Source organism: Pseudomonas sp. UBT, from assembly GCF_050915955.1.
GTDB classification, from domain to species: Bacteria; Pseudomonadota; Gammaproteobacteria; order Pseudomonadales; family Pseudomonadaceae; genus Aquipseudomonas; species Aquipseudomonas antarctica_A.
In genome coordinates, this window is the sequence record NZ_CP168079.1 from 2,319,826 (window position 1) to 2,343,474 (window position 23,649).

The 23,649-nt window shown below is 57.0% G+C and carries 21 protein-coding genes and 1 riboswitch; of the genes, 13 read left to right on the forward strand and 8 right to left on the reverse strand.

The window, feature by feature from the left end:
- Nucleotides 1–177: 177 nt before the first annotated feature.
- Nucleotides 178–795: a PAQR family membrane homeostasis protein TrhA gene (trhA, locus tag ACDZ94_RS10640; protein WP_064454521.1), complete on the forward strand. Its 618-nt coding sequence runs from the start codon at nt 178–180 to the stop codon at nt 793–795.
- A 127-nt stretch (nt 796–922) separates the two neighbouring features.
- On the opposite strand, the gene ACDZ94_RS10645 is transcribed toward trhA, so the two are convergent.
- On the reverse strand, nt 923–1,825 hold the full coding sequence (locus ACDZ94_RS10645; RefSeq protein ID WP_221295821.1) for a LysR family transcriptional regulator: 903 nt from the start codon (nt 1,823–1,825) through the stop codon (nt 923–925).
- 109 nt (nt 1,826–1,934) lie between these two features.
- Between ACDZ94_RS10645 and ACDZ94_RS10650 the strand changes: the two genes are divergently transcribed.
- From ACDZ94_RS10650 to ACDZ94_RS10660, 3 genes are read left to right on the forward strand one after another with little or no spacing between them, the layout of a single operon-like run.
- Entirely contained in the window at nt 1,935–3,176 is a 1,242-nt protein-coding gene (locus tag ACDZ94_RS10650) for a D-amino acid dehydrogenase (RefSeq protein ID WP_432751432.1), read from the forward strand.
- A 10-nt stretch (nt 3,177–3,186) separates the two neighbouring features.
- Complete coding sequence (locus ACDZ94_RS10655) at nt 3,187–3,537, forward strand: RidA family protein (RefSeq protein ID WP_432751433.1); 351 nt, start codon at nt 3,187–3,189, stop codon at nt 3,535–3,537.
- Nucleotides 3,538–3,561: 24 nt separating this feature from the next.
- A complete protein-coding gene (locus ACDZ94_RS10660) occupies nt 3,562–4,464 on the forward strand; it encodes a transporter substrate-binding domain-containing protein (protein WP_064454517.1) in 903 nt (300 codons plus the stop codon).
- Nucleotides 4,465–4,593: 129 nt separating this feature from the next.
- Here the strand turns inward: ACDZ94_RS10660 and ACDZ94_RS10665 are convergent, their stop codons facing one another.
- On the reverse strand, nt 4,594–5,313 hold the full coding sequence (locus tag ACDZ94_RS10665) for a 16S rRNA (uracil(1498)-N(3))-methyltransferase (protein WP_432751434.1): 720 nt from the start codon (nt 5,311–5,313) through the stop codon (nt 4,594–4,596).
- Between the two features lie 91 nt (nt 5,314–5,404).
- The gene (locus ACDZ94_RS10670) at nt 5,405–6,811 is read right to left on the reverse strand and encodes an adenosylmethionine--8-amino-7-oxononanoate transaminase (protein WP_259763343.1); all 1,407 of its coding nucleotides are present in this window, start codon (nt 6,809–6,811) and stop codon (nt 5,405–5,407) included.
- A gap of 273 nt (nt 6,812–7,084) precedes the next feature.
- On the opposite strand from ACDZ94_RS10670, the gene ACDZ94_RS10675 reads away from it, so the two are divergent.
- Together ACDZ94_RS10675 and ACDZ94_RS10680 are read left to right on the forward strand one after the other, a co-directional pair.
- Entirely contained in the window at nt 7,085–7,636 is a 552-nt protein-coding gene (locus ACDZ94_RS10675; RefSeq protein WP_064454514.1) for a cytochrome b, read from the forward strand.
- Between the two features lie 32 nt (nt 7,637–7,668).
- Complete coding sequence (locus tag ACDZ94_RS10680; RefSeq protein WP_064454513.1) at nt 7,669–8,265, forward strand: YceI family protein; 597 nt, start codon at nt 7,669–7,671, stop codon at nt 8,263–8,265.
- Between the two features lie 61 nt (nt 8,266–8,326).
- Here the strand turns inward: ACDZ94_RS10680 and ACDZ94_RS10685 are convergent, their stop codons facing one another.
- The gene (locus tag ACDZ94_RS10685; protein ID WP_064454512.1) at nt 8,327–9,211 is read right to left on the reverse strand and encodes a LysR substrate-binding domain-containing protein; all 885 of its coding nucleotides are present in this window, start codon (nt 9,209–9,211) and stop codon (nt 8,327–8,329) included.
- A gap of 126 nt (nt 9,212–9,337) precedes the next feature.
- Here ACDZ94_RS10685 and ACDZ94_RS10690 point away from each other — a divergent pair, with 126 nt between their 5' ends.
- Nucleotides 9,338–9,709 (forward strand): nuclear transport factor 2 family protein, encoded by a 372-nt coding sequence (locus tag ACDZ94_RS10690; RefSeq protein ID WP_064454511.1) that lies wholly within the window; start codon nt 9,338–9,340, stop codon nt 9,707–9,709.
- A 65-nt stretch (nt 9,710–9,774) separates the two neighbouring features.
- Here ACDZ94_RS10690 and ACDZ94_RS10695 read toward each other — a convergent pair whose 3' ends face one another.
- Both ACDZ94_RS10695 and ACDZ94_RS10700 read right to left on the reverse strand, forming a co-directional pair.
- A complete protein-coding gene (locus tag ACDZ94_RS10695) occupies nt 9,775–11,670 on the reverse strand; it encodes a DEAD/DEAH box helicase (RefSeq protein ID WP_262666448.1) in 1,896 nt (631 codons plus the stop codon).
- A gap of 221 nt (nt 11,671–11,891) precedes the next feature.
- Nucleotides 11,892–12,683, reverse strand: a complete 792-nt coding sequence (locus ACDZ94_RS10700; RefSeq protein ID WP_432751435.1) for a substrate-binding periplasmic protein — start codon at nt 12,681–12,683, stop codon at nt 11,892–11,894.
- 862 nt (nt 12,684–13,545) lie between these two features.
- On the opposite strand from ACDZ94_RS10700, the gene ACDZ94_RS10705 reads away from it, so the two are divergent.
- The 3 genes from ACDZ94_RS10705 to ACDZ94_RS10715 all read left to right on the forward strand — a co-directional run bounded on the left by ACDZ94_RS10705 (nt 13,546) and on the right by ACDZ94_RS10715 (nt 17,456).
- Nucleotides 13,546–14,640: a SagB family peptide dehydrogenase gene (locus ACDZ94_RS10705; RefSeq protein WP_432751436.1), complete on the forward strand. Its 1,095-nt coding sequence runs from the start codon at nt 13,546–13,548 to the stop codon at nt 14,638–14,640.
- A gap of 14 nt (nt 14,641–14,654) precedes the next feature.
- On the forward strand, nt 14,655–16,256 hold the full coding sequence (locus tag ACDZ94_RS10710; protein WP_432751437.1) for a carbamoyltransferase C-terminal domain-containing protein: 1,602 nt from the start codon (nt 14,655–14,657) through the stop codon (nt 16,254–16,256).
- Between the two features lie 240 nt (nt 16,257–16,496).
- A complete protein-coding gene (locus ACDZ94_RS10715; RefSeq protein ID WP_432751438.1) occupies nt 16,497–17,456 on the forward strand; it encodes an MFS transporter in 960 nt (319 codons plus the stop codon).
- 125 nt (nt 17,457–17,581) lie between these two features.
- On the opposite strand, the gene metF is transcribed toward ACDZ94_RS10715, so the two are convergent.
- Both metF and ahcY read right to left on the reverse strand, forming a co-directional pair.
- Nucleotides 17,582–18,427, reverse strand: coding sequence for a methylenetetrahydrofolate reductase [NAD(P)H] (gene metF, locus ACDZ94_RS10720; RefSeq protein ID WP_064454508.1), 846 nt, complete (start codon nt 18,425–18,427; stop codon nt 17,582–17,584).
- Nucleotides 18,428–18,594: 167 nt separating this feature from the next.
- Complete coding sequence (ahcY, locus tag ACDZ94_RS10725; RefSeq protein ID WP_432751439.1) at nt 18,595–20,004, reverse strand: adenosylhomocysteinase; 1,410 nt, start codon at nt 20,002–20,004, stop codon at nt 18,595–18,597.
- A 21-nt stretch (nt 20,005–20,025) separates the two neighbouring features.
- A riboswitch (S-adenosyl-L-homocysteine riboswitch) is annotated at nt 20,026–20,132 on the reverse strand.
- 188 nt (nt 20,133–20,320) lie between these two features.
- Here ahcY and ACDZ94_RS10730 point away from each other — a divergent pair.
- The 3 genes from ACDZ94_RS10730 (at nt 20,321) to ACDZ94_RS10740 (ending at nt 23,617) form a co-directional block, all read left to right on the forward strand.
- Nucleotides 20,321–20,725, forward strand: coding sequence for an acyl-CoA thioesterase (locus tag ACDZ94_RS10730; RefSeq protein ID WP_064454506.1), 405 nt, complete (start codon nt 20,321–20,323; stop codon nt 20,723–20,725).
- Between the two features lie 77 nt (nt 20,726–20,802).
- Nucleotides 20,803–21,687: a formate/nitrite transporter family protein gene (locus ACDZ94_RS10735; protein ID WP_221295814.1), complete on the forward strand. Its 885-nt coding sequence runs from the start codon at nt 20,803–20,805 to the stop codon at nt 21,685–21,687.
- 67 nt (nt 21,688–21,754) lie between these two features.
- The gene (locus tag ACDZ94_RS10740; RefSeq protein WP_432751440.1) at nt 21,755–23,617 is read left to right on the forward strand and encodes a DUF3857 domain-containing transglutaminase family protein; all 1,863 of its coding nucleotides are present in this window, start codon (nt 21,755–21,757) and stop codon (nt 23,615–23,617) included.
- Nucleotides 23,618–23,649: the final 32 nt, after the last annotated feature.

A 23,649-nucleotide genomic window follows, 5' to 3' on the forward strand; every position in this document is an offset into this window, starting at 1 on the left:
CTCAGTGGCTGACAGGTCCTCATCGCAGGCGAGCCAGCTCCCACAGGATGAAGCGAATCATCTATCGGCGGGTGCGTTTGGGCAAATGAAGAAAGGTTGTTACCTGCCAAGCCGCCCGGAGCGTCAGAGTGCATAGTGTAAAACCATGCGGTAACGGTTATTCGAGGTAAGTGACACATGTATCACGGGGAACGATTCAACGCGTGGAGCCATTTGGTCGGGGCGGTTGCAGCTTTTGTCGGCGCAGTATGGATGTTGGTGGTGGCGAGCCTGGACGGCAGCCCCTGGAAGATCGTCAGCGTAGCGATTTATGGCTTTACGTTGCTGGTGCTGTACAGCGCCTCTACCGTGTATCACAGCGTGCAGGGGCGACGAAAAGCGATCATGCAGAAGGTCGACCACTTTTCGATCTACCTGCTGATCGCCGGCAGTTACACGCCGTTCTGCCTGGTGACGCTACGCGGGCCGTGGGGTTGGACGCTGTTTGGGATCGTGTGGGGGCTGGCCGTGATCGGCATCCTGCAAGAGATCAAGCCACGCTCCGAGGCGCGGATTCTATCGATTGTGATCTACGCGGTGATGGGCTGGATCGTGCTGGTGGCCGTCAAGCCGTTGATGGCTGCGCTGGGCACGGCGGGGTTTGTCTGGCTGGCCTCGGGCGGGGTGTTGTACACCGTCGGCATCATCTTTTTTGCCCTGGAGGATCGCCTGCGCCATTCCCATGGGATCTGGCATTTGTTTGTGATCGGCGGCAGCCTGCTGCACTTCGTGGCGATCATGCACTACGTGCTGTAACAGGCGACGCGGTTAAAAAATGTGGGAGCGGGCTTGCTCGCGAAGGCAGTGTGGCAGTTGATAAATAGGCTAACTGATCCACCGCATTCGAGAGCAAGCCCGCTCCCACATTAGATTGGTAGTGTTTTCACAAGCGTTCGAGCAGTTCACGCGCGCGTTTGCCGAAGATCTGCAGCAGGTTCGCCAGCATATGCGGCGGCGGCTCGTCAGCACGGGTCAGGGCGTACAGGGTGATCGGCAGCGGCGGGGTGAGCGTGCGGATGCAGGTGGTGGCCGTTGAGGCGCCCAAGGCTGTGAACGGGTCGATTACCGTCAACCCGGCGCCTGACTCGACCATGGCGCGCGCCAGGGAGTAGGTTTGTACGGCGATCGTCACCCGAGGCGCTGGGTCGATGTTTTCCAGGTAGCTGTCGAGTTTTGCCGCCAACGGATCAGCACTGGACAGCCCAATCAGCGGCGCACCCGCGAGCGCTGCCAGCGGCAATGGCTTGCTCATCTCGGCGTCTGGCCAATAACCCTTGGAGGCCAATGCTACCAACACCCCATTGGCCAGCACTTGCGTGGTCAAACCGGGATGGCCGGAGAAGTTGAGCGTCAGCGCCAGGTCGATCTCGCGCATCAACAGCTTCTGCACCAATTCGCGGCTATGGTCGCTGGACAGCTCGCAGGCGATGGTCGGGTAGTCGCGCGTCCATTCCAGAATCGCTGGCGGCAGCAGCGACAAGGCCAACGCCGGAATGGCACCAATGCGCACGCTTTGCCCAGGCTCACGGCGCAAGCTCTTGGCCAGGCGTCGCACACCTTGCAGGCTCTCGGTGACTTTCTCGACTTCGCTTTCCAGCGCCAGGGCCTCCGGGGTGGGCAGCAATTTGCCGCGCACCCGCAGAAACAGCGGGAAGCCCAGCTGCAACTCGGCGTGCTGCAGCACCTTGGTCACCGCCGGTTGCGAGACATGCAGCAACTGCGCAGCGGCGCTGACAGAGCCGGTCTGGCGGATGGCCTGGAAAATTTCGATGTGACGCAAGCGCATGGCACGTCCATAACCTTTGTTTATAGGTGGCCCATCTTTATTCATTGTCGGTGGCCTGTCACCTGGCCCTACGCTTGAGCCCAAGTTAATTCAAGAGCGGGTGGCGGGAATGGCCAAGCGGGTTTGCATCATTGGCGGTGGCGTCATCGGGTTAGCGAGTGCTTACGCCCTGGTGCGTGCAGGCCATGAGGTGACGGTGATTGAAGCGCGCGACACCTTGGGCAGCGAGACCAGTTTCGCCAACGGTGGGCAACTGTCCTACCGCTATGTGGCGCCGCTGGCCGACGCCGGCGTACCGTTGCAAGCCATTGGCTGGCTGTTGCGCGGTGACTCGCCGCTAACGCTGCGCCCCCGGCTCGACCCCCAGCAATGGCGCTGGATGGCGGCCTTTATCGGCGCCTGCCGTGGCTCGGTGAATAAACGCAATGCCGCCCACCTGCTGCGTCTGGCGTCCTTGAGCCAGACCACCTTGGAGCAATGGCGAGAAGCTGACCGCCTCGACGGCTTCGACTGGCGGCGCAACGGCAAACTGGTGACCTTTCGCAGCGCGGGCACCTTTGAGCATGCGCGCAGCAAGGTCACCGATACCTTGCAACAGCAAGTGTTGTCGGCCGCCGATTGCGCACGCCTGGACCCGGCGTTGGCGAGCGGTGGTTTTGTCGGTGGCATCTATACGCCCAACGAAGAGGTTGCTGATTGCCATGCCTTTTGCCGGCGGCTCGCGGCGCGGCTTGAGGCCTCGGGACGCTGCACTTTTTTGCTCGGGAAGAAAGTCACAGGCCTGCGTCACGCCGACGGCGTGGTGCAGGCCGTCGTGCTGGGCGATGACGTGATGCCGGTCGAGCAGCTGGTGCTGGCGGCCGGGCATCGCAGTGCTGAATTGGCATTGCCTGGGTTGTCGCTGCCGCTTTACCCGCTAAAGGGCTACAGCCTGAGCGTGCCGATTGGCGCGCAGCATCAGGCGCCGAATGTGAGCATCACCGACTATGACCGCAAGATCGTCTACGCGCGCATCGGCCAGCAGCTGCGGGTGGCGGCCATGGTCGATATCGTCGGCTTTGATGCGCGCCTTGAGCCAAAGCGCCTGGCACTGATGAAGCGCCAGGCACTCGAGACGTTTCCCCGTGCTGGCGATTACACCCGCGCCGTCGAGTGGGCCGGTATGCGCCCCGCCACGCCGACCGGGGTGCCGCTGATCGGGGCCTGTGCGTACCGCAACCTGTGGCTGAACCTGGGCCACGGCGCGCTCGGTTTTACCCTGGCCTGCGGCAGCGGCCAACTGCTCGCCGAGTTGATCGGCCAGCGGGTTCCTTCCATTGATATGCAGGGCCTGGCGCCCAGCGCCGCTTGAGGATAAAGCCATGACCATCAACCGAATCAACAGCAACGAACGCCTCTCGGGTGCCGTCACCTTCAAGGACTTGGTGTTCCTTTCGGGCCAGGTGCCGGGTGAAGGCCAGGAGGTAGCCACGCAAACCCGCGAGGTGTTGGCCAGGATCGATGCATTACTGGCGCAGGCGGGCAGCGACAAGGACCACCTGCTCAACGCAACGATTTACCTGAAAGACATCGGCGCCGGTTTTGCACCGATGAATCAAGTGTGGGCGGCGTGGCTGTCACCGGGCATGGCGCCGACGCGCACGACCGTGCAGGCGGAACTGGCGCGCCCGACTGTGCTGGTGGAAGTCAGCGTGATTGCTGTACGTAAATAACCGCAAGACCAACGGAGAATAACAATGAAAAAAATCCTGTTGACCGGCTGCACCCTGGGGCTTTTGTTTGGCGCTCAGGTTCAGGCGAATGACGCGCCGCTGGACGGCACGTTGAGCAAGATCGCCAGTGCCAAGTCCATCACGTTGGGTTATCGCGATGCGTCGGTGCCGTTTTCCTACGTGGGCGATAACAGCGGCAAGCCCATGGGCTATTCGGTGGAGTTGGCGAACAAGATCGTTGAGCGCATCCAGCAGAAAACCGGCGTGGCGAACCTCAATGTGAAGTACAACCTGGTGACCTCCCAAACCCGTATACCGCTGGTGCAGAACGGCACCGTGGACCTGGAATGCGGCTCCACCGGCGTCACCGCCGAGCGGCAGAAGCAGGTGGCGTTTTCCTACGGGTTTATCTATGTGAAAGGCCAGTTGCTGACCGCCAAGGACAGCGGCATCCAAGGCTTCGATGACCTCAAGGGCAAGAACGTGGTCACGACTGCGGGCACCACCAACGAGCGTTTTTTAAAGAGCTACAACGCCGAACACAAAGCCAACATGTTTGTGATCAGCGCCAAGGACCACGGTGAAGCGTTCAAGATGCTCGAAACCGGCCGTGCGGTGGCGTTCTACATGGATGACGCGCTGCTCTACGGCGAGCGTGCCAAGGCCAAGGACCCGCACCACTGGGCGGTGGTGGGTAAGGAGCAATCGCGGGAAATCTACAGCTGCATGGTGCGCAAGGACGACCCGCAGTTTCTCGCAGTGGTCAACGAAACACTCGGCGACCTGTACCGCTCGGGGGAAATCAACGGGATTTACCAGCGCTGGTTTGAACAGCCGATTCCACCCAAGGGCTTGAACCTGGAGTTTCCGATGACAGCCGAGTTGAAGGCGATTATTGCCAAGCCGGTCAGTGATCCCGTGGAGTGATAACCCTATCCAACTGTGGGAGCGGGCTTGCTCGCGAAGGCAGTGTGTCAGTTGATAAATAGGCTAACTGATCCACCGCATTCGCGAGCAAGCCCGCTCCCACAGTTGAATTGGGTTTGCAGGGCTGGGTTAGAAGTCGCCCCATAATTGCTGGGCCACGGCCAGTGCCACCACGGGCGCGGTCTCGGTGCGCAGCACGCGCGGGCCGAGGCGGGCGGCGTGGTAGCCGGCGCTTTGGGCGGCTTCGACTTCTGCGTCGGTCAACCCACCTTCAGGCCCGATCAGGAAGGCCAGGCTGGCAGGCCTGGCATGGCTGATCATCGGCTCGGCCACCGGGTGCAGCACCAGTTTCAACTCCGCCTCGGCCTGCTTTAACCAGTCCGCCAGCAGCAGCGGTGGGTGAATCACCGGCACCGTCGACCGCCCGCATTGCTCGCAGGCGCTGATCGCCACTTGGCGCCAGTGCAGCAGGCGTTTGTCGGCACGCTCGTCCTTGAGTCGTACTTCGCAGCGGTCGCTGAAAATCGGCGTGATTTCATTCACCCCCAGTTCGGTGGCTTTCTGAATCGCCCAATCCATGCGCTCGCCCCGGGACAGGCCCTGGCCGAGGTGGATGTGCAGCGGGGACTCGGTCTGGCCCGCGAAGCGTTCCGTGAGTTGCACGGTGACGCGTTTTTTACCGACCTCCAGCAAAGAGCCCAGAAACTCATAGCCGGAGCCGTCGAAGAGTTGCACGGCATCACCATCGCCCATGCGCAACACGCGGCTGATGTAGTGCGCCTGGGCTTCGGGCAATTCGTGCTCGCCGAGGCTCAGCGGGGTGTCGGTAAAAAAGCGGGACAGTCTCATTTCTGTTCTCTGGAAAAATACAAAACCTGTGGGCGCCGGGCTTGCCCGCGATGACGGTAGCCCTGACACCCGATCAGTTGAGTGAATTCAATCAACCTGGATCTCGGAAGCCTGGGTGGAAGTCCTTTGGCACTGCCACGCTGACTTTACTGTTGGTCGCAATATCGATGCCTTCACTGGCCACTTCAGCCAAAAAGTCGATTTGCTCCGGCGTAATCACGTACGGCGGCAGGAAATACACCACGCTGCCCAGCGGCCGCAATAGAGCACCGCGTTCCAGGGCGTGTTCGAACACTTTCAACCCACGGCGCTCCTGCCACGGGTAGGCGGTTTTGGTGGCTTTGTCCTGGACCATCTCGATGGCCAGCACCATGCCGGTCTGGCGCACTTCCGACACATGCGGGTGGTCGACCAGGTGCGCGGTGGCCGTGGCCATGCGCTGGGCCAGGGCCTTGTTGTTTTCGATGACGTTGTCTTCTTCGAAAATATCCAGCGTCGCCAGGGCCGCCGCGCACGCCAGCGGGTTGCCGGTGTAGCTGTGGGAGTGCAGGAAGGCGCGCAGCGTCGGGTAGTCGTCGTAGAAAGCGTCGTAGACGTCGTCGGTGGTGACCACGGCCGCCAGCGGCAGGTAGCCGCCGGTGAGGGCCTTGGACAGGCACAGGAAGTCCGGGCGGATGCCGGCCTGTTCACAGGCGAACATGCTGCCGGTACGGCCGAAGCCGACGGCGATTTCGTCGTGGATCAAGTGCACGCCGTAGCGGTCGCAGGCTTCGCGCAACAGCTGGAGGTACACCGGGTGGTACATGCGCATGCCGCCGGCACCCTGGATCAGCGGCTCGACGATCACGGCGGCGACCGTGTCGTGGTGCTCGGCCAGGGTCTGTTCCATGGCCAGGAACATCGTGCGCGAGTGTTCCTCCCAACTCATGCCTTCGGGGCGCAGGTAGCAATCCGGGCTCGGCACTTTGAGCGTGTCCAGCAGCAGCGCCTTGTAGGTTTCGGTAAACAGCGGCACGTCGCCGACCGACATCGCAGCGATGGTTTCGCCGTGGTAGCTGTTGGTCAGGGTGACGAAGCGCTTTTTGTTTGGCAGGCCGCGGTTGAGCCAGTAATGAAAGCTCATCTTCAGCGCGACTTCGATGCACGACGAGCCGTTATCGGCATAAAAGCAGCGGGTCAGGCCGTCGGGCGTCATCGCCACCAGGCGCTCGGACAGCTCAATCACCGGCTGGTGGCTGAAACCGGCGAGGATCACGTGTTCCAGTTGGTCCACCTGGTCCTTGATGCGCTGGTTGATGCGTGGGTTGGCGTGACCGAACACATTGACCCACCAGGAGCTGACGGCGTCGAGGTAGCGCTTGCCTTCGAAGTCTTCCAGCCAGACGCCTTCACCGCGCTTGATCGGGATCAGCGGCAGTTGCTGGTGGTCTTTCATCTGGGTGCAGGGATGCCACAGCACCGCGAGGTCGCGTTGCATCCACTGGTTATTCAAGCCCATCGTCTATCTCCTCGAAGCGGACCTGCGGCCGGCGCAGGCGAAACAATCGCGCAAGCCTATGCAATGCCAGACGGTGTCACAACCCATTACGGATGAATTGGCAGTAAACGCGGGACGGACTGTCACGTTTCTTAGGAATAGTCCTTAATCCATTGTTAACGTACTGTGCATAACCTCTTGATCGTATTTCTCGATATTTCAAAGCGAAATTTTCCGCTTTAATTCGATAGGTAAATCGCTAGTCTTGGGCACAGCTCTTACGGGATTTGGGACATGCAACTACGTAACTCACCGGCCCGCTATGGCTGGGTCAGCATTGTTTTGCACTGGGGCGTGGCCCTGGTGGTGTTCGGTTTGTTCGCCCTGGGCCTGTGGATGGTCGGTCTCGACTATTACAGCACCTGGCGCAAAGACGCGCCTGACCTGCACAAGAGCATTGGCATTACGCTGTTCGCCATCATGCTGGTGCGCATTGTCTGGCGCCTGATCAGTCCGCCGCCGCCTCCACTGGCCAGCTACAGCCGCTTGACCCGTATCGGGGCTGCGTTTGGCCATGCTTTCCTTTATCTCGGGCTGTTTGCCGTGATGATTGCCGGTTACCTGATTTCCACCGCAGACGGTGTCGGTATCCCGGTGTTTGGCCTGTTTGAGATTCCTGCCGTGGTTTCCGGGCTACCGGACCAGGCAGACACCGCCGGTGTGGTGCATCTGTACCTCGCCTGGGTGTTGGTGGTCTTCGCCGGCTTGCACGGCGTGGCTGCGTTTAAACACCATTTTATCGATCGTGATGCGACCCTGACGCGAATGCTGGGGCGCAAAGCCTGATGTTCAACCTCGACTCACAAGGAATAGAAAGCATGTTGAAAAAGACGCTCGCCGCTCTGGCAATCGGTTCTGCTCTGATGTCCGCAGGTTCGGTGATGGCCGCTGATTATGTTGTCGACAAAGAAGGCCAGCACGCCTTCGTTGACTTCAAGATCAGCCACTTGGGCTATAGCTTCATCACCGGTACTTTCAAGGACCTGGACGGCAAGTTCAGCTTCGACGCTGCCAAGCCTGAAGACAGCAAGATCGAGTTCAACGTACGTACTGCCAGCGTGTTCACCAACCACGCCGAACGTGACAAGCACATCTCCAGCAAAGACTTCCTGGACGTTGGCAAGTTTGCCGATGCCAAGTTCGTCTCCACCAGTGTTAAAACCACCGGTAAAAATGCTGCAGGCCAAGTCACTGCCGACGTGACCGGCGACCTGACTTTCCACGGCGTGACCAAGCCGATCGTCGTCAAGGCCACCTTCCTGGGTGAAGGCAAAGATCCATGGGGCGGCTACCGTGCCGGCTTTGAAGGCACCACCAGCTTCAACCGCCAGGACTTCGGTAAGCAGATGGACCTGGGCCCTGCGTCCAACACTGTTGAGCTGTACGTGACGTTTGAAGGTGTGAAAGCGAAGTAATTATTTCGCTGTTTTAAATACAAAGCGCCGACCTCCGGGTCGGCGTTTTGCTGTGCGTGGGTTACAGGCTGTCTTGATACGTCGCGACCTGGTCGTTGAGCCACGTGTGCAGGGCTATCAGTTGCGCCGAACGTTTGGTCCCCATCGGCCAGACCAGGTAATAGCGTGAAGAATGCGCCGGTTCAATATCGGTGAGCTTGACCAGATCCCCGCGTTGAATCAGTGAATGGGCAATCGAACGTCGGGTCAATGCGACGCCATGCCCGAGCCTGACCGCTTCGAGCAACAAAGTTGAGTCGGTGAATTCCAGCGCAGCATGAGGGCGTTGCCCCTCCACGCCTGCGGCACCCAGCCAGGTCGGCCAGCTTTCACTGGCGTGCAGCAGTGGCTGCTCCAGGATGGCTTGCGGTGTATCGGGCAGTACGCCGTGGTTGAAGTCGCGCGCGGCGACCACCAGCAATGAGTCGGTCATCAGCGTTTCGCAATGCATATCGGGCCATTGGCCGTGGCCGAAGCGGATGGCGCAATCGATCAGGCCCTGCTCGAAGCTGGCGAACTCCATGGACGATTCCAGTTTCAGGCGCAGACCGGGATGGGCGCTCATGAAATCGTGCAACCGTGGCAGTAACCAATGCATGGCGTAGGAGGGCAGCACCGACAGGGTCAGTAGCGGGTGCTTGTTTTTTGCCAGAAGCTTATCGGTGACCCCGGCTATTTCGCCCAGCGCCTGCCTGATCTGGTAGGCATAAACACGGCCTTCATCCGTCAGCACCAGGGAACGCCCGCTGCGCGCCACCAAAGCGATGTCCAAATACTCTTCCAGTGAACGAATCTGGTGGCTGACGGCGCTGTGGGTGACGTGCAGCTCAATGGCCGCCAGGTTCACCTTGCCCAGCCGGGCGACCGCTTCGAAGGCACGCAACGCGGCGAGTGGAGGGAGCTTCAATAGGTGAATTCCTTTCACGGGAAAGCCCAATAATAGCCGCTATACGTGAAATGAGTGAGCTACCGATAATGGCGACAAGTTATTTATTTAAATAACGCCGTGCAGAAAAATCGGGAGTTGTTAGGCATGATTAATGAAATCCAAGCGTTTCTGAAAGACTACTTTAATGTGTTGCAAACCCAGGACTTGAATGCGTTCGATCAAGTGTTTCATCGAGGCTGCGTGTTGTATAGCGCGCAAAATTCGGCCGTGGTGGTTCGGCCTTTTGATGAGTACAGGGCGATGGTTCAGGGCCGTAAGTCGCCCCGGGAAGGCGGTTTTCCGCAACTTGACGAAGTGCTGATGATTGATGTGATGTCGGCAGAAATGGCCATCGTTAAAGTACGCTTGCGCCTGTTCAATAACGTGATGGTCGACTACTTGAATCTGATGAAAGTGGATGGCCGCTGGATGATCTTCGCCAAGCTGTTTCACAAGGCCGGTGAAGTGACGGATTAATGCGCTGACCGCCAGATACAAAAACGCCCCGAACAGTCGGGGCGTTTTTATTTACCGTCGAACACTCAGCGGTTGCGGGTCAGCAGCGCTGGTTTTTCACCACGAGGACGGCCTGGCAGTTGATCCAACTGCTCGGGTGTCGGGAAGCGATCAGCTTTCGACTCCTTGTGGATGATTTTCGGCGCCGGGCCACCGCGCGGGTTCTGCACGGCAGGTTCGGACGCGCGTGGCTGATCGTCACGGGCCGGGCGGCGGTTGTTGCTGCTGCGCGAGTCTTCGCGACGGGCTTGACCGTCACGCGGCGCGCCATTACGCGGGCCACTGCGCTTGGCAGGTGGGGTGCCAGTGGTGCCGCCGCTGCTGTTGCGTGGACCGTTCTGACGCCCGCCCTGTGGCTGGCCGCCACGTGGAGCGCCTGCGCCTGCACCTGCAGCCGGTGCCGGAGCACCCGGACGGCGGCCACGGCCTTGAGCCGGTTTGGCCTGAGGCACGTAGTCAACGCGGTTACCGAAGTTATCCACGTCATCGTCGAGGAATTCGTCCGGGGCACGATCAGCTGTGGCGCGTGGTGGTTGGCTCGGCTGGCGCTGTTCGCGGGCCGGGGTGCCTTCACGTGGCTTCTGCTCGCGGGCTGGGCGTTCGCCACGGCCGTTGGTAGGCGCTTTTTCTTTGCCGCCCTTGTCTTTGCCCTTGTCGCGACGACCACCGCCACCACCGCCGCCGTTCGGGCCATCGCCCTTCGGACCGCGTGGGTTGCGTGGGTTACGCACGTCCGGACGCTCACGCGCTTCAGGCTTCTCGGCCTCCACGGTGCTGGAATCGAAGCCCATCAGGTCGCCGTCGGCGATTTTCTGCTTGGTCATGCGTTCGATGCTTTTCAGCAGTTTTTCTTCGTCCGGTGCGACCAGGGAAATGGCTTCACCCGAGCGACCGGCACGGCCGGTACGGCCGATACGGTGCACGTAGTCTTCGTCGACGTTCGGCAGCTCGAAGTTGACCACGTGTGGCAGTTGGTCGATATCCAGGCCGCGTGCGGCGATGTCGGTAGCGACCAGGATGCGCACTTCACCGGCCTTGAAGTCGGCCAGGGCTTTGGTGCGCGCGTTCTGGCTCTTGTTACCGTGGATGGCGACAGCGGTGAGGCCGTGCTTGTCCAGGTACTCGGCCAGGCGGTTGGCGCCGTGCTTGGTACGGGTGAACACCAGCACTTGTTCCCAGGCGCCGGCGGTGATCAGGTGCGCCAGCAGGGAACGCTTGTGGCTGGCGGCCAGGCGGAATACGCGTTGCTCGATACGCTCGACCGTGGTGTTCGGCGGCGTGACTTCGATGCGCTCCGGGTTGTGCAGCAGCTTGCCGGCCAAGGCGGTGATGTCGTTGGAGAACGTTGCCGAGAACAGCAGGTTCTGACGTTTGGCCGGTAGGCGGGCGAGGACCTTTTTCACGTCATGGACAAAGCCCATGTCGAGCATGCGGTCGGCTTCGTCCAGCACGAGGATTTCCACGTGGGACAAATCAACGCTGCCTTGGCCGCACAGGTCGAGCAAACGACCCGGGCAGGCGACCAGCACGTCAACACCGCGGGACATGGCCTGAACCTGTGGGTTCATGCCGACGCCGCCGAAGATGCAGGCGCTGACGAACTTCAAGTCGCGGGCATACAGCTTGAAGCTGTCGTGCACTTGGGCGGCGAGTTCGCGGGTAGGGGTCAGGACCAGTACGCGCGGTTGGCGCGGGCCGTGACGCTGGGATTTGTCCGGGTGACCGTTGGGGAACAACCGCTCCAGAATCGGGAGGGCGAAACCACCGGTTTTACCAGTACCTGTCTGAGCCGCAACCATCAGGTCGCGACCTTGCAACACGGCGGGAATGGCCCGCTGTTGCACCGGAGTAGGCTCGGTATAGCCCGCTGCCTCGATGGCGCGGACTAAAGCCTCGGAGAGACCGAGGGAAGCAAAGGACATGAGTAATCCTGTTTTAGTTAGGGCTTGGCCCAAAGGGATAATCTTGCCGGGCGTGAATGGCGCTTAGGGGAGCGCAACCCCGTCCGGTCCTGCTGCGTCTGGCGGGCACTCCACCGGCTCGCGCGGGCTGAAAGCTGCGCAGTAGCGGGGTTAGGTGCCTTTTTCAAGACCTCAGCGGCCGGGCGTGAGCCTGGCGGAAAGGCCGGAGTATAACAGAGCAATCACTGCGCGCTGCTTTCCTGCTGCTCAACGGTGTGTTCGGAGGCCGTAATGGCTTGGATTCCGCCATATTTGGCGCTCAAGGCTGCGTAGGCCGGTTCTTGCTTGAAGCGCTTGAGCTCGGCCGCAAAGCGTTGCACCAGCAGGTCCATGCCCGCGCCACGGCGTACGGCGAGAAATTGCTGCTGGCGGCTGACCACGAAGGGCGCCTGGCTGACTTTGCCTTCCAGGCCCATGGCCTTGATCACATGCTGGCCCACCCGGCGATCCGTGATGACCAGGTCGATACGTCCCAATGACAGCTTACCGAAGTTGGCCTCGTGGCTGGCGGCCGGCTCGCGGTTGAACAGGGTGGATTCGCTGAAGGCGTCGCCATAGAGGTAGCCCGGCGAAATGCCGACGGTCAGCCCCTGCAGGTCATCGATGTTTTCGGCGGGGTGTGGTCGCGCATTGGCGTAGAACAGCGCGAACTCGACTTCCGACAGCGGCTCACTGGGGTAAAGCAGCTGGGCGTCGCGGTCATGGCTGTGGAAAATATCCAGCGCACCGTCGGCATGGCCCTGGTCGAGCATGGCCAGGCAGCGTTTCCAGGGCAGGAATTGCCACTCCACATCGACACCCAGGCGCTGGAACACGGTCACCGTGGTTTCATAGTCCAGGCCGCGCATGCTGCCGTTTTCGTCGTAGACATAAGGCGCCCAGGGCTCAGTGACAATGCGTAGTTTCTCGCCGTAGGCGGTGAGGCTCAGGCAAGTAAAAAGCGCAGCGGTCAACAACTTGAGAATGACGGGCATACCCTGAGATTACGATGCTCCTTCGCTAAAGAGAAGCTCTGGCACAAGCATTCGCGGGCAAGTTGATGTGGACACAGCGACAAAAAAAGTCCGCATCGCTGCGGGCTTTTCTTAACGCTTGAGGCTTAGTTTACCCTGGCGTTCTGCTCACATTTTGAAGAATGCTGGTACATCGTTCCCTGAAAGATCGGCCGGATTTTTGAAGAATCATCCTCAGTACAGAACGCTTCATAACGCGTAATACACAGTACGCATGGCGTTCACAGCCGCAAGGGTAAACCCCAGATGCAGGTCAATATCAACGTAGACCTTCCATGCGCCGCACTGGGTGTCTCCAACTAAACTCTCTAAATTGAGCATCCGCGAAGAAAAATATGCGTGCCACAACGACAACTGAACTTTGGCGTATATGCAACTGGATATTACAGTCTTGTGTATTAATCAGTATTTTTAGAAGTCGACGGTGGAGCGAAATGTAGGAAATACCAATCAGAACAATCCGATAAGCTCCTACAAAAAACACACTAAAATCCAACTGAAAAACAATACAATTCAAGAAAATGAAATTGACAATCATAATAGGCCCTCATACGGTTTGAGTGCATCGCACATCTGCGAATGCATAATCCTGAGGAGCTATATATGAAACGTGTAATTATAGAGCCGACGCTTAACAATCAGTCAAACGACGCGTACCAGACCCCTCACTTCTCAATTAAGACGGTGACTGTACCCCGCTATAAATTCATCTCCAACTATGGGGGTAGCGCTGTCGAAGCTTCTGATAGTAGAAAACTAGCAATGAAATAATGATGTACCGCCTGGGCTTCGGCTCAGGCAGCCACTAAAATGAACCTCACTAATGGGTGGTCAGGCGGCTATGTGTACTGCGAAAAAAAAGTGGCTCTCAATAGATATATTTTTTGTGCTTAAAGATGGTGCGGCTTACTTGTGGGACTATAGAAATCACGTCCAATATCAAATAAGCACGAGAGAGTTTGAGCGGCTAGTGAGTTTTTCCGCAGGCGATTTCGTATCGGATACAACCGATGACATATCCATAGACTCCTGCGGGGTACTGTCTGAAGTGAAACCAACCGATGAATGGGGCTGGGACGTGCTATCAAAAATATTCCATATTGGGACATCTCACCCGAATTCGCCAACCCCAGACAAGCCTGATATGTACATCGAATATGCTAAAAGCTACTTAGATTTTTGCAAGTCAATTCATAATAACGAACCAAATATTTCTTTAATAAAAGGAGGCAAAAAAACATTACTGCCACCTCCAAATATCTCAGCGATTAAAGAAGCAAGCCTTTGGGAGACTCTTCTGTCGCGCCATACTTGTCGAGAGTTTTTTGATACTTCGGTACCAATATTATCACTGGCGACCATACTGTATGGAACGCTAGCCGATAAAAAGGAGACCGATTACGACGCTCCACTTGGCGCTCAAAAATTCGGTTTCAGAAGAACGTCGCCTTCAGCTGGAGGCTTACAGGCGACGGAGGGTTATGTATGGGTGCGAAATGTCGAGGATCTTGCACCTGGCATTTATCATTATATAAGCGAACAGCATATTCTGGAGAAGGTACGTGACCTTCCGTCCGAAGTAATATCTACTTATTTATGCGGCCAGCACTGGGCAAATAATTTAGCATTCGCTATTTTTTTTACCTCTCGTTTTGACAAGCTTTGGTGGAAATACCCCCACTCTCGTGCCTATCGCCCAATGCTGCTGGACGTCGGACATTTATCACAAACTGCGAATTTATTAATCACCGCGCTTGGCTTACATCCTTGGTTGACCGGCTACTTTCATGACAAAGAAATAAATGAACTCTTAGAGGTCAACCTTCCCTCGGAACAAGTCATTTTTTTGGTGGGTGCGGGACATGGTACGGGCAGTTCGTACACCACAGAAGTTAGAGAGCTACTAGACGGAATCTGACGAGGGGGCTGAGCATGATTAATGTAAAAAATGATGACTCTGTAATTCTTGGTCTTAAAGATGGACATGACGGGGCGGTAGCCCTAATTGTTGGTGATCACTTAGCGTTTTCTATAGAAGCAGAAAAGGATAATGGCCTTCGTTTTTCAAGCGTGACGCCTGACGCACTGTTGAAAATTTTTCAAATGGTCAGCAAACCCGTAGACATAGTGGCTCAGAGTGGGTGGAGTAGAGGATTGAACTCAGAAGGTGATGCCATTGGTGCAGGTTATTCTGGATTGAATAAGATCATCAGCCAAACACGCTCAATGTTTGGTCAGGATATTACTTATTTTTCATCCTCCCATGAGCGCTCTCACCTTTTATGTGGATACGGGCTTTCACCTTTTCCACAGGGACAGCCTTGCTACGCGTTACTCTGGGAGGGCTATTTCGGCGCATTCTATCGAATCGATGAAAACGTGAATATTACCAACTTAGGCGTTGTACTTGAAAACCCTGGTGACAGATTTGCTTTTTTATACGCGCTCGCAGATCCTACTTTTAATCTTGGAGCAGGACAAATTCGCTTAAGTGATGCGGGCAAACTCATGGCACTGGCTGCTTATGGAGAAAATAGTGATATTGATGAGGACGCCAGGCAGATAATAGCGACACTGATCGACAAAAACACGGACTTTAGGAAGTATCATAAGCACCAATTCCAAAACAGCATATATTACAATATTGGACTTAATGACCCTCGACTTGCATCACTTGCACATCACCTTTCAAACGCAATTTTTAATCTGTTTCGTAATTTTGCACAGCAAATAGTTTTTGATGATGCCCCTTTATTAATTGTTGGCGGATGCGGATTGAATTGTGACTGGAACTCCAAATGGAAGGATACAAAACTATTCTCTGATGTGTTTATTCCTCCGTGTACAAACGACAGTGGATGTGCAATTGGAACTGCGATTGATGCATTATTGCATACTAAGGGACTTGCCAAGATAACGTGGTCACCCTATGCAGGTGAGCCCTCGCACACTGACACAGATAACACAGGTATCTTCATTGGCGAGCCTTATGATATTCGACGTGTAGCGAGATTGCTTCATGAAGGCTGCATATTAGGTTGGGTGCACGGCAGATATGAAATGGGTCCTAGAGCCCTGGGAAATCGCTCTATATTAGCGGCGCCCTACCCTAGAGAAAATCTCATTAGGTTGAATAAAATTAAGAAGCGCGAAGGGTTTCGACCTATTGCTCCGATATGTTTAGAAGAATGTATGGCCGAATACTTCTGCCCGTCTAACTCCTCACCTTTCATGCTGGAATTCCGCAAAGTTATTTCAGCCCGCATTCCTGCGGTGACGCATATTGATAACTCAGCGCGTCCTCAATCAATCAATAAATCGCAGAATCTTCGTATGCATCAGTTGCTAAGCGCCTATCGTGATGTGTCAGGAATCGGCGTACTTTGTAACACCTCCCTAAATTTTAACGGGCGCGGGTTTATAAATAGGTTGAGCGACCTGTATCGATTTGCCAGTGAACATGAGCTCGACGGATTCGTATTTGAAGACAAACTTTTTCTAAATTCAGATCGGCATAATGAAAACGTCAAGTAAGCTTATTTGCGTGCAAGCGCTATCCAGTCTTTCACTATGGCTTGATATTTTTTTGATTTTCACGGTTCCCGTTTATCTATGGCATGCCTCTCCTTCATCAATAGCGTTCCTGGCTTTTTGCCTAGGTGCCCCTATGTTGTTGCTAGGTCCTATTGTAGGAACCCTGATAGATCGATATGACGTAAAAAAACGCTAGTATTTGGCGCCTTACTCCGCACACTGTCTACCGTAGCGCTAGCAGTGTCTCCAGACCTTCAGAGCTTTTTGTTTTTCGTCATCTTCAAAGGCGTGTCAAACTTATTTTACTTCCCTTCGATAACCATTATGGTTCGGCAACTGATACTTGCTGAAGAGCGCAAATCTTTTTTCAGCCACGTCAGTGTATTTGATCAGTCTTCCAAAATTTTTGCACCGTTACTAGCAGGCGTGTTAACGGCTGTCTTATCACCTAAGGATTTGTTCTTTTTGTCGGCTGCCGCCGTTTTATTAACCTTTCCACTTTTAAGGTCCATTTGCCTGGCATTCCGAACGCAAATGGCTGACACCTCTACGAAAGCCCTTCCACTCTATCGCGACATCACAAGGGGACTCTCTATATTCAATGCCTTGCCCTTTCAACTACGCATAGGTTTTTTTTACTCCCTACTGACATCGCTGGCTTTAGGGATTTACGACCCGCATTTGGCGTCCTTTCTAGCCTATGAAGGTTTACCTCCAGTTAATTTTTCAGTAATCGTCTCCGCAACAGCCGGAGGCGCGATAGGTGCCGCACTGCTGATGAAGTTCAAGTGGAGCAATATCGATGAGATTCTACTTCGTTCAAGCGCATTAGTTGTTTTCTCTGCAGCACTAATCCTGACAGCTGCTTTAGTGTTTTTCCAAGTGCCTGGAAGAGCCCATCTCTATCCGCTGGTTTGGTTTTTGAATGGCTTCGGCTATGAGACGTTAATAATATCTTCAAATATAATCCTTCAGCAATTATGCCCTCCTGACAATATCGGAAGAGTATCCATGTCTTTCAGGAGCCTCCAAATACTATGCGTTATAATGGGGCCTTCTTTAGGAACAGTGCTAATCATCGCAGGTGGTCGCCCAGCACCTTTTGTTGTGGCTGCATGCATGGCATTTTTAACGGCATCAGTGTCAATTGCGGTCTATTTATATGTGTACAGAAAACAAGCGCACGCACCTGTCAGTTAGTGCAAAGTCAAACGATCACCCGGCGAATATCCTGTCATTCAAAGTTGCCTGATCAAATTTAAAACAAAAAGGCCCTCGTCAATGCGAGGGCCTTTTGTTTTAAATGCACCGCAGTCGGGCAAGCCTCAGCGTGGCAGCTTGAGGTTGTTCCAGATGGCCAGGCTGGGTTCAGCCTGGTTCAGGGTGTAGAAGTGCAGCCCTGGTGCGCCACCTTGCAGCAATTGTTCACACATCTCGCTGATGACCTGCTCGCCGAATGCCTGGATGCTCTTGACGTCGTCGCCATAGGCTTCCAGTTGCTTGCGCACCCAACGTGGGATTTCAGCACCGCAAGCGTCAGAGAAGCGCGCCAGCTTGCTGTAGTTGGTGATCGGCATGATGCCCGGCACGATCGGGATGTTTACACCCATGGCCCGTACACGCTCGACAAAGTAGAAGTAGCTGTCGGCGTTGAAGAAGTACTGGGTGATCGCACTGTTGGCGCCGGCGTTGGCCTTGCGCACGAAGTTCTGCAGGTCGTCTTCGAAATTGCGCGCCTGGGGGTGCATCTCCGGGTAAGCCGCCACTTCGATGTGGAAGTGATCGCCGCTTTCTTCACGGATAAAGCTCACCAGGTCATTGGCGTAGCGCAGCTCGCCGCTGGCCATGCCCATGCCGGACGGCAGGTCGCCACGCAGGGCGACGATGCGCTTGATGCCGGCTTGCTGGTACTGGGTCAGCAGGCTGCGCAGGTCGGCCTTGCTGTCGCCCACGCACGATAAGTGCGGAGCGGCGGGAACTTTGACTTCGCTTTCCAGCTGCAGCACGGTGTTGATCGTGCGGTCACGGGTCGAGCCGCCGGCCCCGTAGGTGCAGGAGAAGAAGTCGGGGTTGTAGCTGGCCAACTGCTTGGCAGTCGCCATCAGTTTTTCATGCCCAGCATCGGTCTTGGTCGGGAAGAACTCGAAGCTGTAGCGACGGTCTTGGGACATGGGGGAGGTCTCCAGCTGCAAGTTGCAAGCTTCAAGCTGCAAGAGGGCGGCGTGCCGTTCTTGTAGCTTGAAGCTCACAGCCAATAGCTGCTTAAAGAGCGAGGAAGTGACAAGCCCTCAGCACAAACGCTTTTTCTTGCCGCTTGTAGCTGAAAGCTTGCAGCTGCTTAGTACCGATAAGCGTGCGGCTTGAACGGACCTTCGACGGTCACGCCGATGTAGTCGGCCTGGGTCTTGGTCAGTTGAGTCACTACGCCGCCGAAGCCGCGGACCATTTCCAGGGCCACTTCTTCGTCGAGTTTCTTCGGCAGCACTTCCACGGTCAGGCGCTCGGCTTTCTGGGCTGGCGACAGGTCGGCGTACTTCTGGCCGAACAGGAAGATTTGCGCCAGTACCTGGTTGGCGAACGAGCCGTCCATGATGCGGCTTGGGTGGCCGGTAGCGTTGCCCAGGTTCACCAAGCGGCCTTCAGCCAGCAGGATCAGGTAGTCGTCGTTCTGCGGGTCGAAATCACCAGCACCGGTGCGGTGAACCTTGTGCACCTGTGGCTTCACTTCTTCCCATGCCCAGTTCTTGCGCATGAAAGCGGTGTCGATTTCGTTGTCGAAGTGACCGATGTTGCAGACAACGGCACGCTTTTTCAGGGATTTGAGCATGTTCGCGTCGCAAACATTCACGTTACCGGTGGTGGTCACGATCAGGTCGATCTTGCCCAGCAGCGCTTTGTCGATGCTTGCTTCGGTGCCGTCATTGACGCCATCGATGAACGGCGAAACCACTTCGAAGCCGTCCATGCAGGCTTGCATGGCGCAGATCGGGTCTACTTCGGAGACTTTAACGATCATGCCTTCCTGACGCAGGGACTGGGACGAACCCTTGCCCACGTCACCGTAGCCGATCACCAGGGCTTGCTTGCCCGACAGTAAGTGGTCGGTACCGCGCTTGATGGCATCGTTCAGGCTGTGACGGCAGCCGTACTTGTTGTCGTTCTTGCTCTTGGTCACCGAGTCGTTGACGTTGATGGCCGGGATTTTCAGCTCGCCCTTGGCCAGCATGTCCAGCAGGCGGTGCACGCCCGTGGTGGTTTCTTCGGTCACGCCGTGAACGCGGTCGAGGATCTGCGGGTACTTCTTGTGCAGCAGCTCGGTCAGGTCGCCGCCGTCGTCGAGGATCATGTTGGCGTCCCATGGCTTGCCATCCTTGAGGATGGTTTGCTCCAGGCACCACTCGTACTCTTCTTCGGTCTCGCCTTTCCAGGCATAAACCGCGATACCGGCAGCAGCGATAGCAGCAGCAGCCTGGTCTTGAGTCGAGAAAATGTTGCAGGACGACCAACGTACTTCGGCACCCAGGGCAACCAGGGTTTCGATCAGCACGGCAGTCTGGATGGTCATGTGGATGCAGCCGAGGATCTTCGCGCCTTTGAGCGGCTGCTCAGCGGCGTACTTGCGGCGCAGACCCATCAGGGCAGGCATTTCGGATTCGGCGATAAAGGTTTCGCGACGGCCCCAGGCAGCGAGGGACATATCGGCGACTTTGTAGTCGGTAAAACCTGCAGGCGTGATTACAGCGCTCATGAAGAGCCTCCATTCGTAGTGTGCGAATGGGCGCCGTTGTGCGTTTAGTATCAGGCCAGGTGAACCAGGCCCAACAACGCCCCATCCGAGCCTGACAGGTCGAGCCTGCTGCAGCGCCCCTCGGACAGGTGGCGGGAGAACGGTAGTAGCCGTTCTGAAATCGGGGGCGATTATAGCTTTCTTTAACCGGCTAGTGGCAAGCTTCGAGCGGTAAGCGGTAAGTAAGAGCGAATCGGCTTTTAACTTGAAGCTTACCGCTTGAAACTTGAAGCTGGGAGGGCAACTCTATCGTTCACCCCCCCGGAGCCCTCCCACCATGAACTTCCACACCCGCAAATGGGTAAAACCCGAAGACCTCAACCCCAACGGCACCCTGTTCGGCGGCAGCCTGCTGCGCTGGATCGACGAAGAGGCGGCCATCTACGCCATTGTCCAGTTGGGCAACCAGCGTGTGGTGACCAAGTACATCTCCGAAATCAACTTCGTCAGCGCCTCGCGCCAGGGCGACATTATCGAGCTGGGCATCACCGCTACCGAGTTCGGCCGCACCTCCATTACCCTGACCTGTGAAGTGCGCAACAAGATCACCCGCAAAAGCATCCTGACCGTGGAAAAAATGGTCTTCGTCAACCTCGGTGAAGACGGTTTGCCGGCGCCCCACGGCCGTACCGAGATCAAGTACGTGAAGGATCAGTTCCAGGAAGACGGCATCAAGGATTAATACTGCCGCTGGCCAGTGAACGCTATTGATGGGCGACAGGTCGTACCTGAATAACACCCCCCTGTTCAGGTACGCCCATGGCCACGCAAGCAGACGGCAAGACCCCCAACTTGTCGCAGGAAGAGCAACACGACGTCGACAAGAACCAACCGCCCCGCGCGGCGGTTCTGCATGAAATCATTCGCACCCAGGGCGATCAGGAGCTGGAGCGCACGGTAGCGGCGCTGTGGTGGTCGGCGCTGGCGGCCGGCCTGACCATGGGCCTGTCGTTGATGGGCATGGGGCTGCTCAACTCGCGCCTGCCCGAGGGTGAAGCATTCAAGGTGATTGCCAGTTTCGGCTATTGCGCGGGTTTTCTCGCCGTCATCCTGGCGCGCCAGCAACTGTTCACCGAAAACACCCTGACGGCCGTGCTACCGGTGATGAGCAAACCGACGCTGGCCAATGCCGGGCGCCTGTTGCGGCTGTGGACAGTGGTGTTGGTGGGCAACCTGTGTGGCACCTTGCTGGTCGCGTATGTGATGCTGCACTTGCCGATTTTCGACACCAAGACCGATATGGCCTTCCTTGAGATTGGCCGCAAGGTCATGGAAAACGACCCTGGCCAGATGTTCGCCAAAGGCATTATTTCCGGCTGGATGATCGCCACCATGGTGTGGATGATCCCGTCCATGGAAAGCGCGAAGATGTTCATCATCATCCTGATCACCTACCTGATGGCGCTGGGGGATTTCACCCACATCGTGGTTGGCTCGGCCGAGGTGTCGTACCTGGTGTTTGCCGGCGAACTGCCCTGGAAGGACTTCTGGCTGATATTTGCCGGGCCGACCCTGGCGGGCAATATCATCGGTGGCAGTTTTATCTTTGCGCTGATCAGCCATGCGCAGATTCGCAGCGAAAGCAGCCTGCCGGGCAAGAACGCAGACCCGCGCCACCCCCAACAGGTCAACAAGGAGCAGTAAACCGGTTCGTCATAAATGAATGGCAAAGTCGCTGCTCGGTTTTCCATTCATTTAAAGAAGGATCTTTATGCGGGCTTTCCCTTTTTTGCGCGTGCACAGGTGGTGCGCGCTGGTTGTGGCGGTGGGTGTGTTCGCTACGGCGCAGGCCAAGGATGATGCGGCGGATCGCTCCGTCACCATCGAGAAGAACACTCAGCATTATGTAATCAACGCCGACGGCAGTTACGTGCTGGAGGCCGATAAGGTCGTGCTGATCAACGAAGAACGTGCCATCCGGCGCACTGCCCAGCAGGGCTTCGGTTACAACCGCTCCCTGGACACGCTGGAGATTGTCGAGGCATTCACCCAGAAGCCGGACGGGCGCAAGGTGGTGGTCAGCGCGCAGCAGATCAAGGAGCAACAGGAACGGGCTTCGGCGGGCGCGCCGATGTTTCAGGATTCGCGGGTTAAGGTCGTGATTTTCCCTGAGGTCGCTGTCGGCGATCGCTTGAGCCTGCGCTACAAACGAACACGCAAAACCGCATTGTTTCCTGATGAGTTTACCGACTTCGCCACCACGAGCTTGAACCCGACCGAGGGTTACAGCCTGACCTACGACCTGCCGGCAGACAAACCCTTATACGCCGATGCGCGCGGTTTCAAGGCCTCCGCGCCGGCCGCCGCACCAGGGCGCAAGGTGTATCGTTGGGACTATGTGCCAACGGACAAAGCCCGACCTGAACAAAGTGCAGTGGCCTACACCGACTATGGCCAGTTCCTCGCTGTCTCGACCTTCGCGAACTACAGCGCGCTGGCCAAGGCCTATGAGGCACGTGCCACGGTCGAGGTAACACCGCCAGTCACTGAGCTGGCGCGGGAACTCACTGCCGGTTTGTCGACGCCGCGGGCCAAGGCCTTGGCGCTCAGTGATTGGGTGCGCAAGAACATTCGTTACGTGGCGGTGTACATCGAAGCCGGTGGCGTGGTGCCGCACTCGGCGCAGTCGGTGCTGGACAATCGCTACGGCGACTGCAAGGACCATGTAGCGCTGCTGGAGGCCATGCTCAAGGCCGTCGCTATCGAAAGCTCGCCGGCGCTGATCAACCTGGGCAACGCCTACACCTTGCCCGCGGTGGCGGCGTTAGGGGTGATAAACCATGCAATTACCTATGTGCCCAGCCTGGATCTGTACCTGGACTCCACCGCCAGTTCCATCGCGCCGGGTTACTTGCCGCCGCCGGATTTGGACAAGCCGGTGCTGTTGACCCGTACCGGCGAGTTGGGGCGCACCCCGGCGACCCAGCTTGGCAGGCTGTCCACCGAGCTGGTGTTTAAAGTTGATGACAAAGGCGCGGCTGACTTTACCCAGACCTCACTCGCCGAAGGGTGGCGTACGGAATCGATGCGCTTTGGGATCAAGTCTTTCGAGCCTGGGGAGCGTGAGCAGCTCATCCAGAAAACCCTGCGTGCCCATGGGCAGTCGGGCAGCGGCACGCTGCAAACCGATGCTCTGGACAGTAATGCGCCCAGCTTCAAGACCACGTTGGCCGGGCATACCGAAAACCTTGTCAACCTGCCGGGGCCGATTGGCGTGCAGGCCCTCAGCCGCCTGGGAAGCCTCATCTCCCAAGATGTACAGGCGCTGTCCGCAGAAAAGGTACGGGCACAGAACTTCACCTGTTTCACCAGTCAGAGTATCGAAAACGCCCGCTTCGAGTTTCCCGCATCGGTGAACATTCTGGCATTGCCCAAGGCCGTTTCGCTCAAGGGCGCGGATGTTAGCTACGACTCCAGTTATGAGCGCAGCGGCAATACCGTGCTGGTTTCCCGCACTCTGGCGTTCAGCCACCCGCAAGCCGTGTGCAGTCCTGAATGGTTCAAGACGATGCGGCCGATGATCGAGGCGATGTTCAACGACCTCAAAAGCCAGATCATTGTGCAGACCCTCTAGGGGCAAGCGCTGGCGGCGAAATGAGTTCGCCG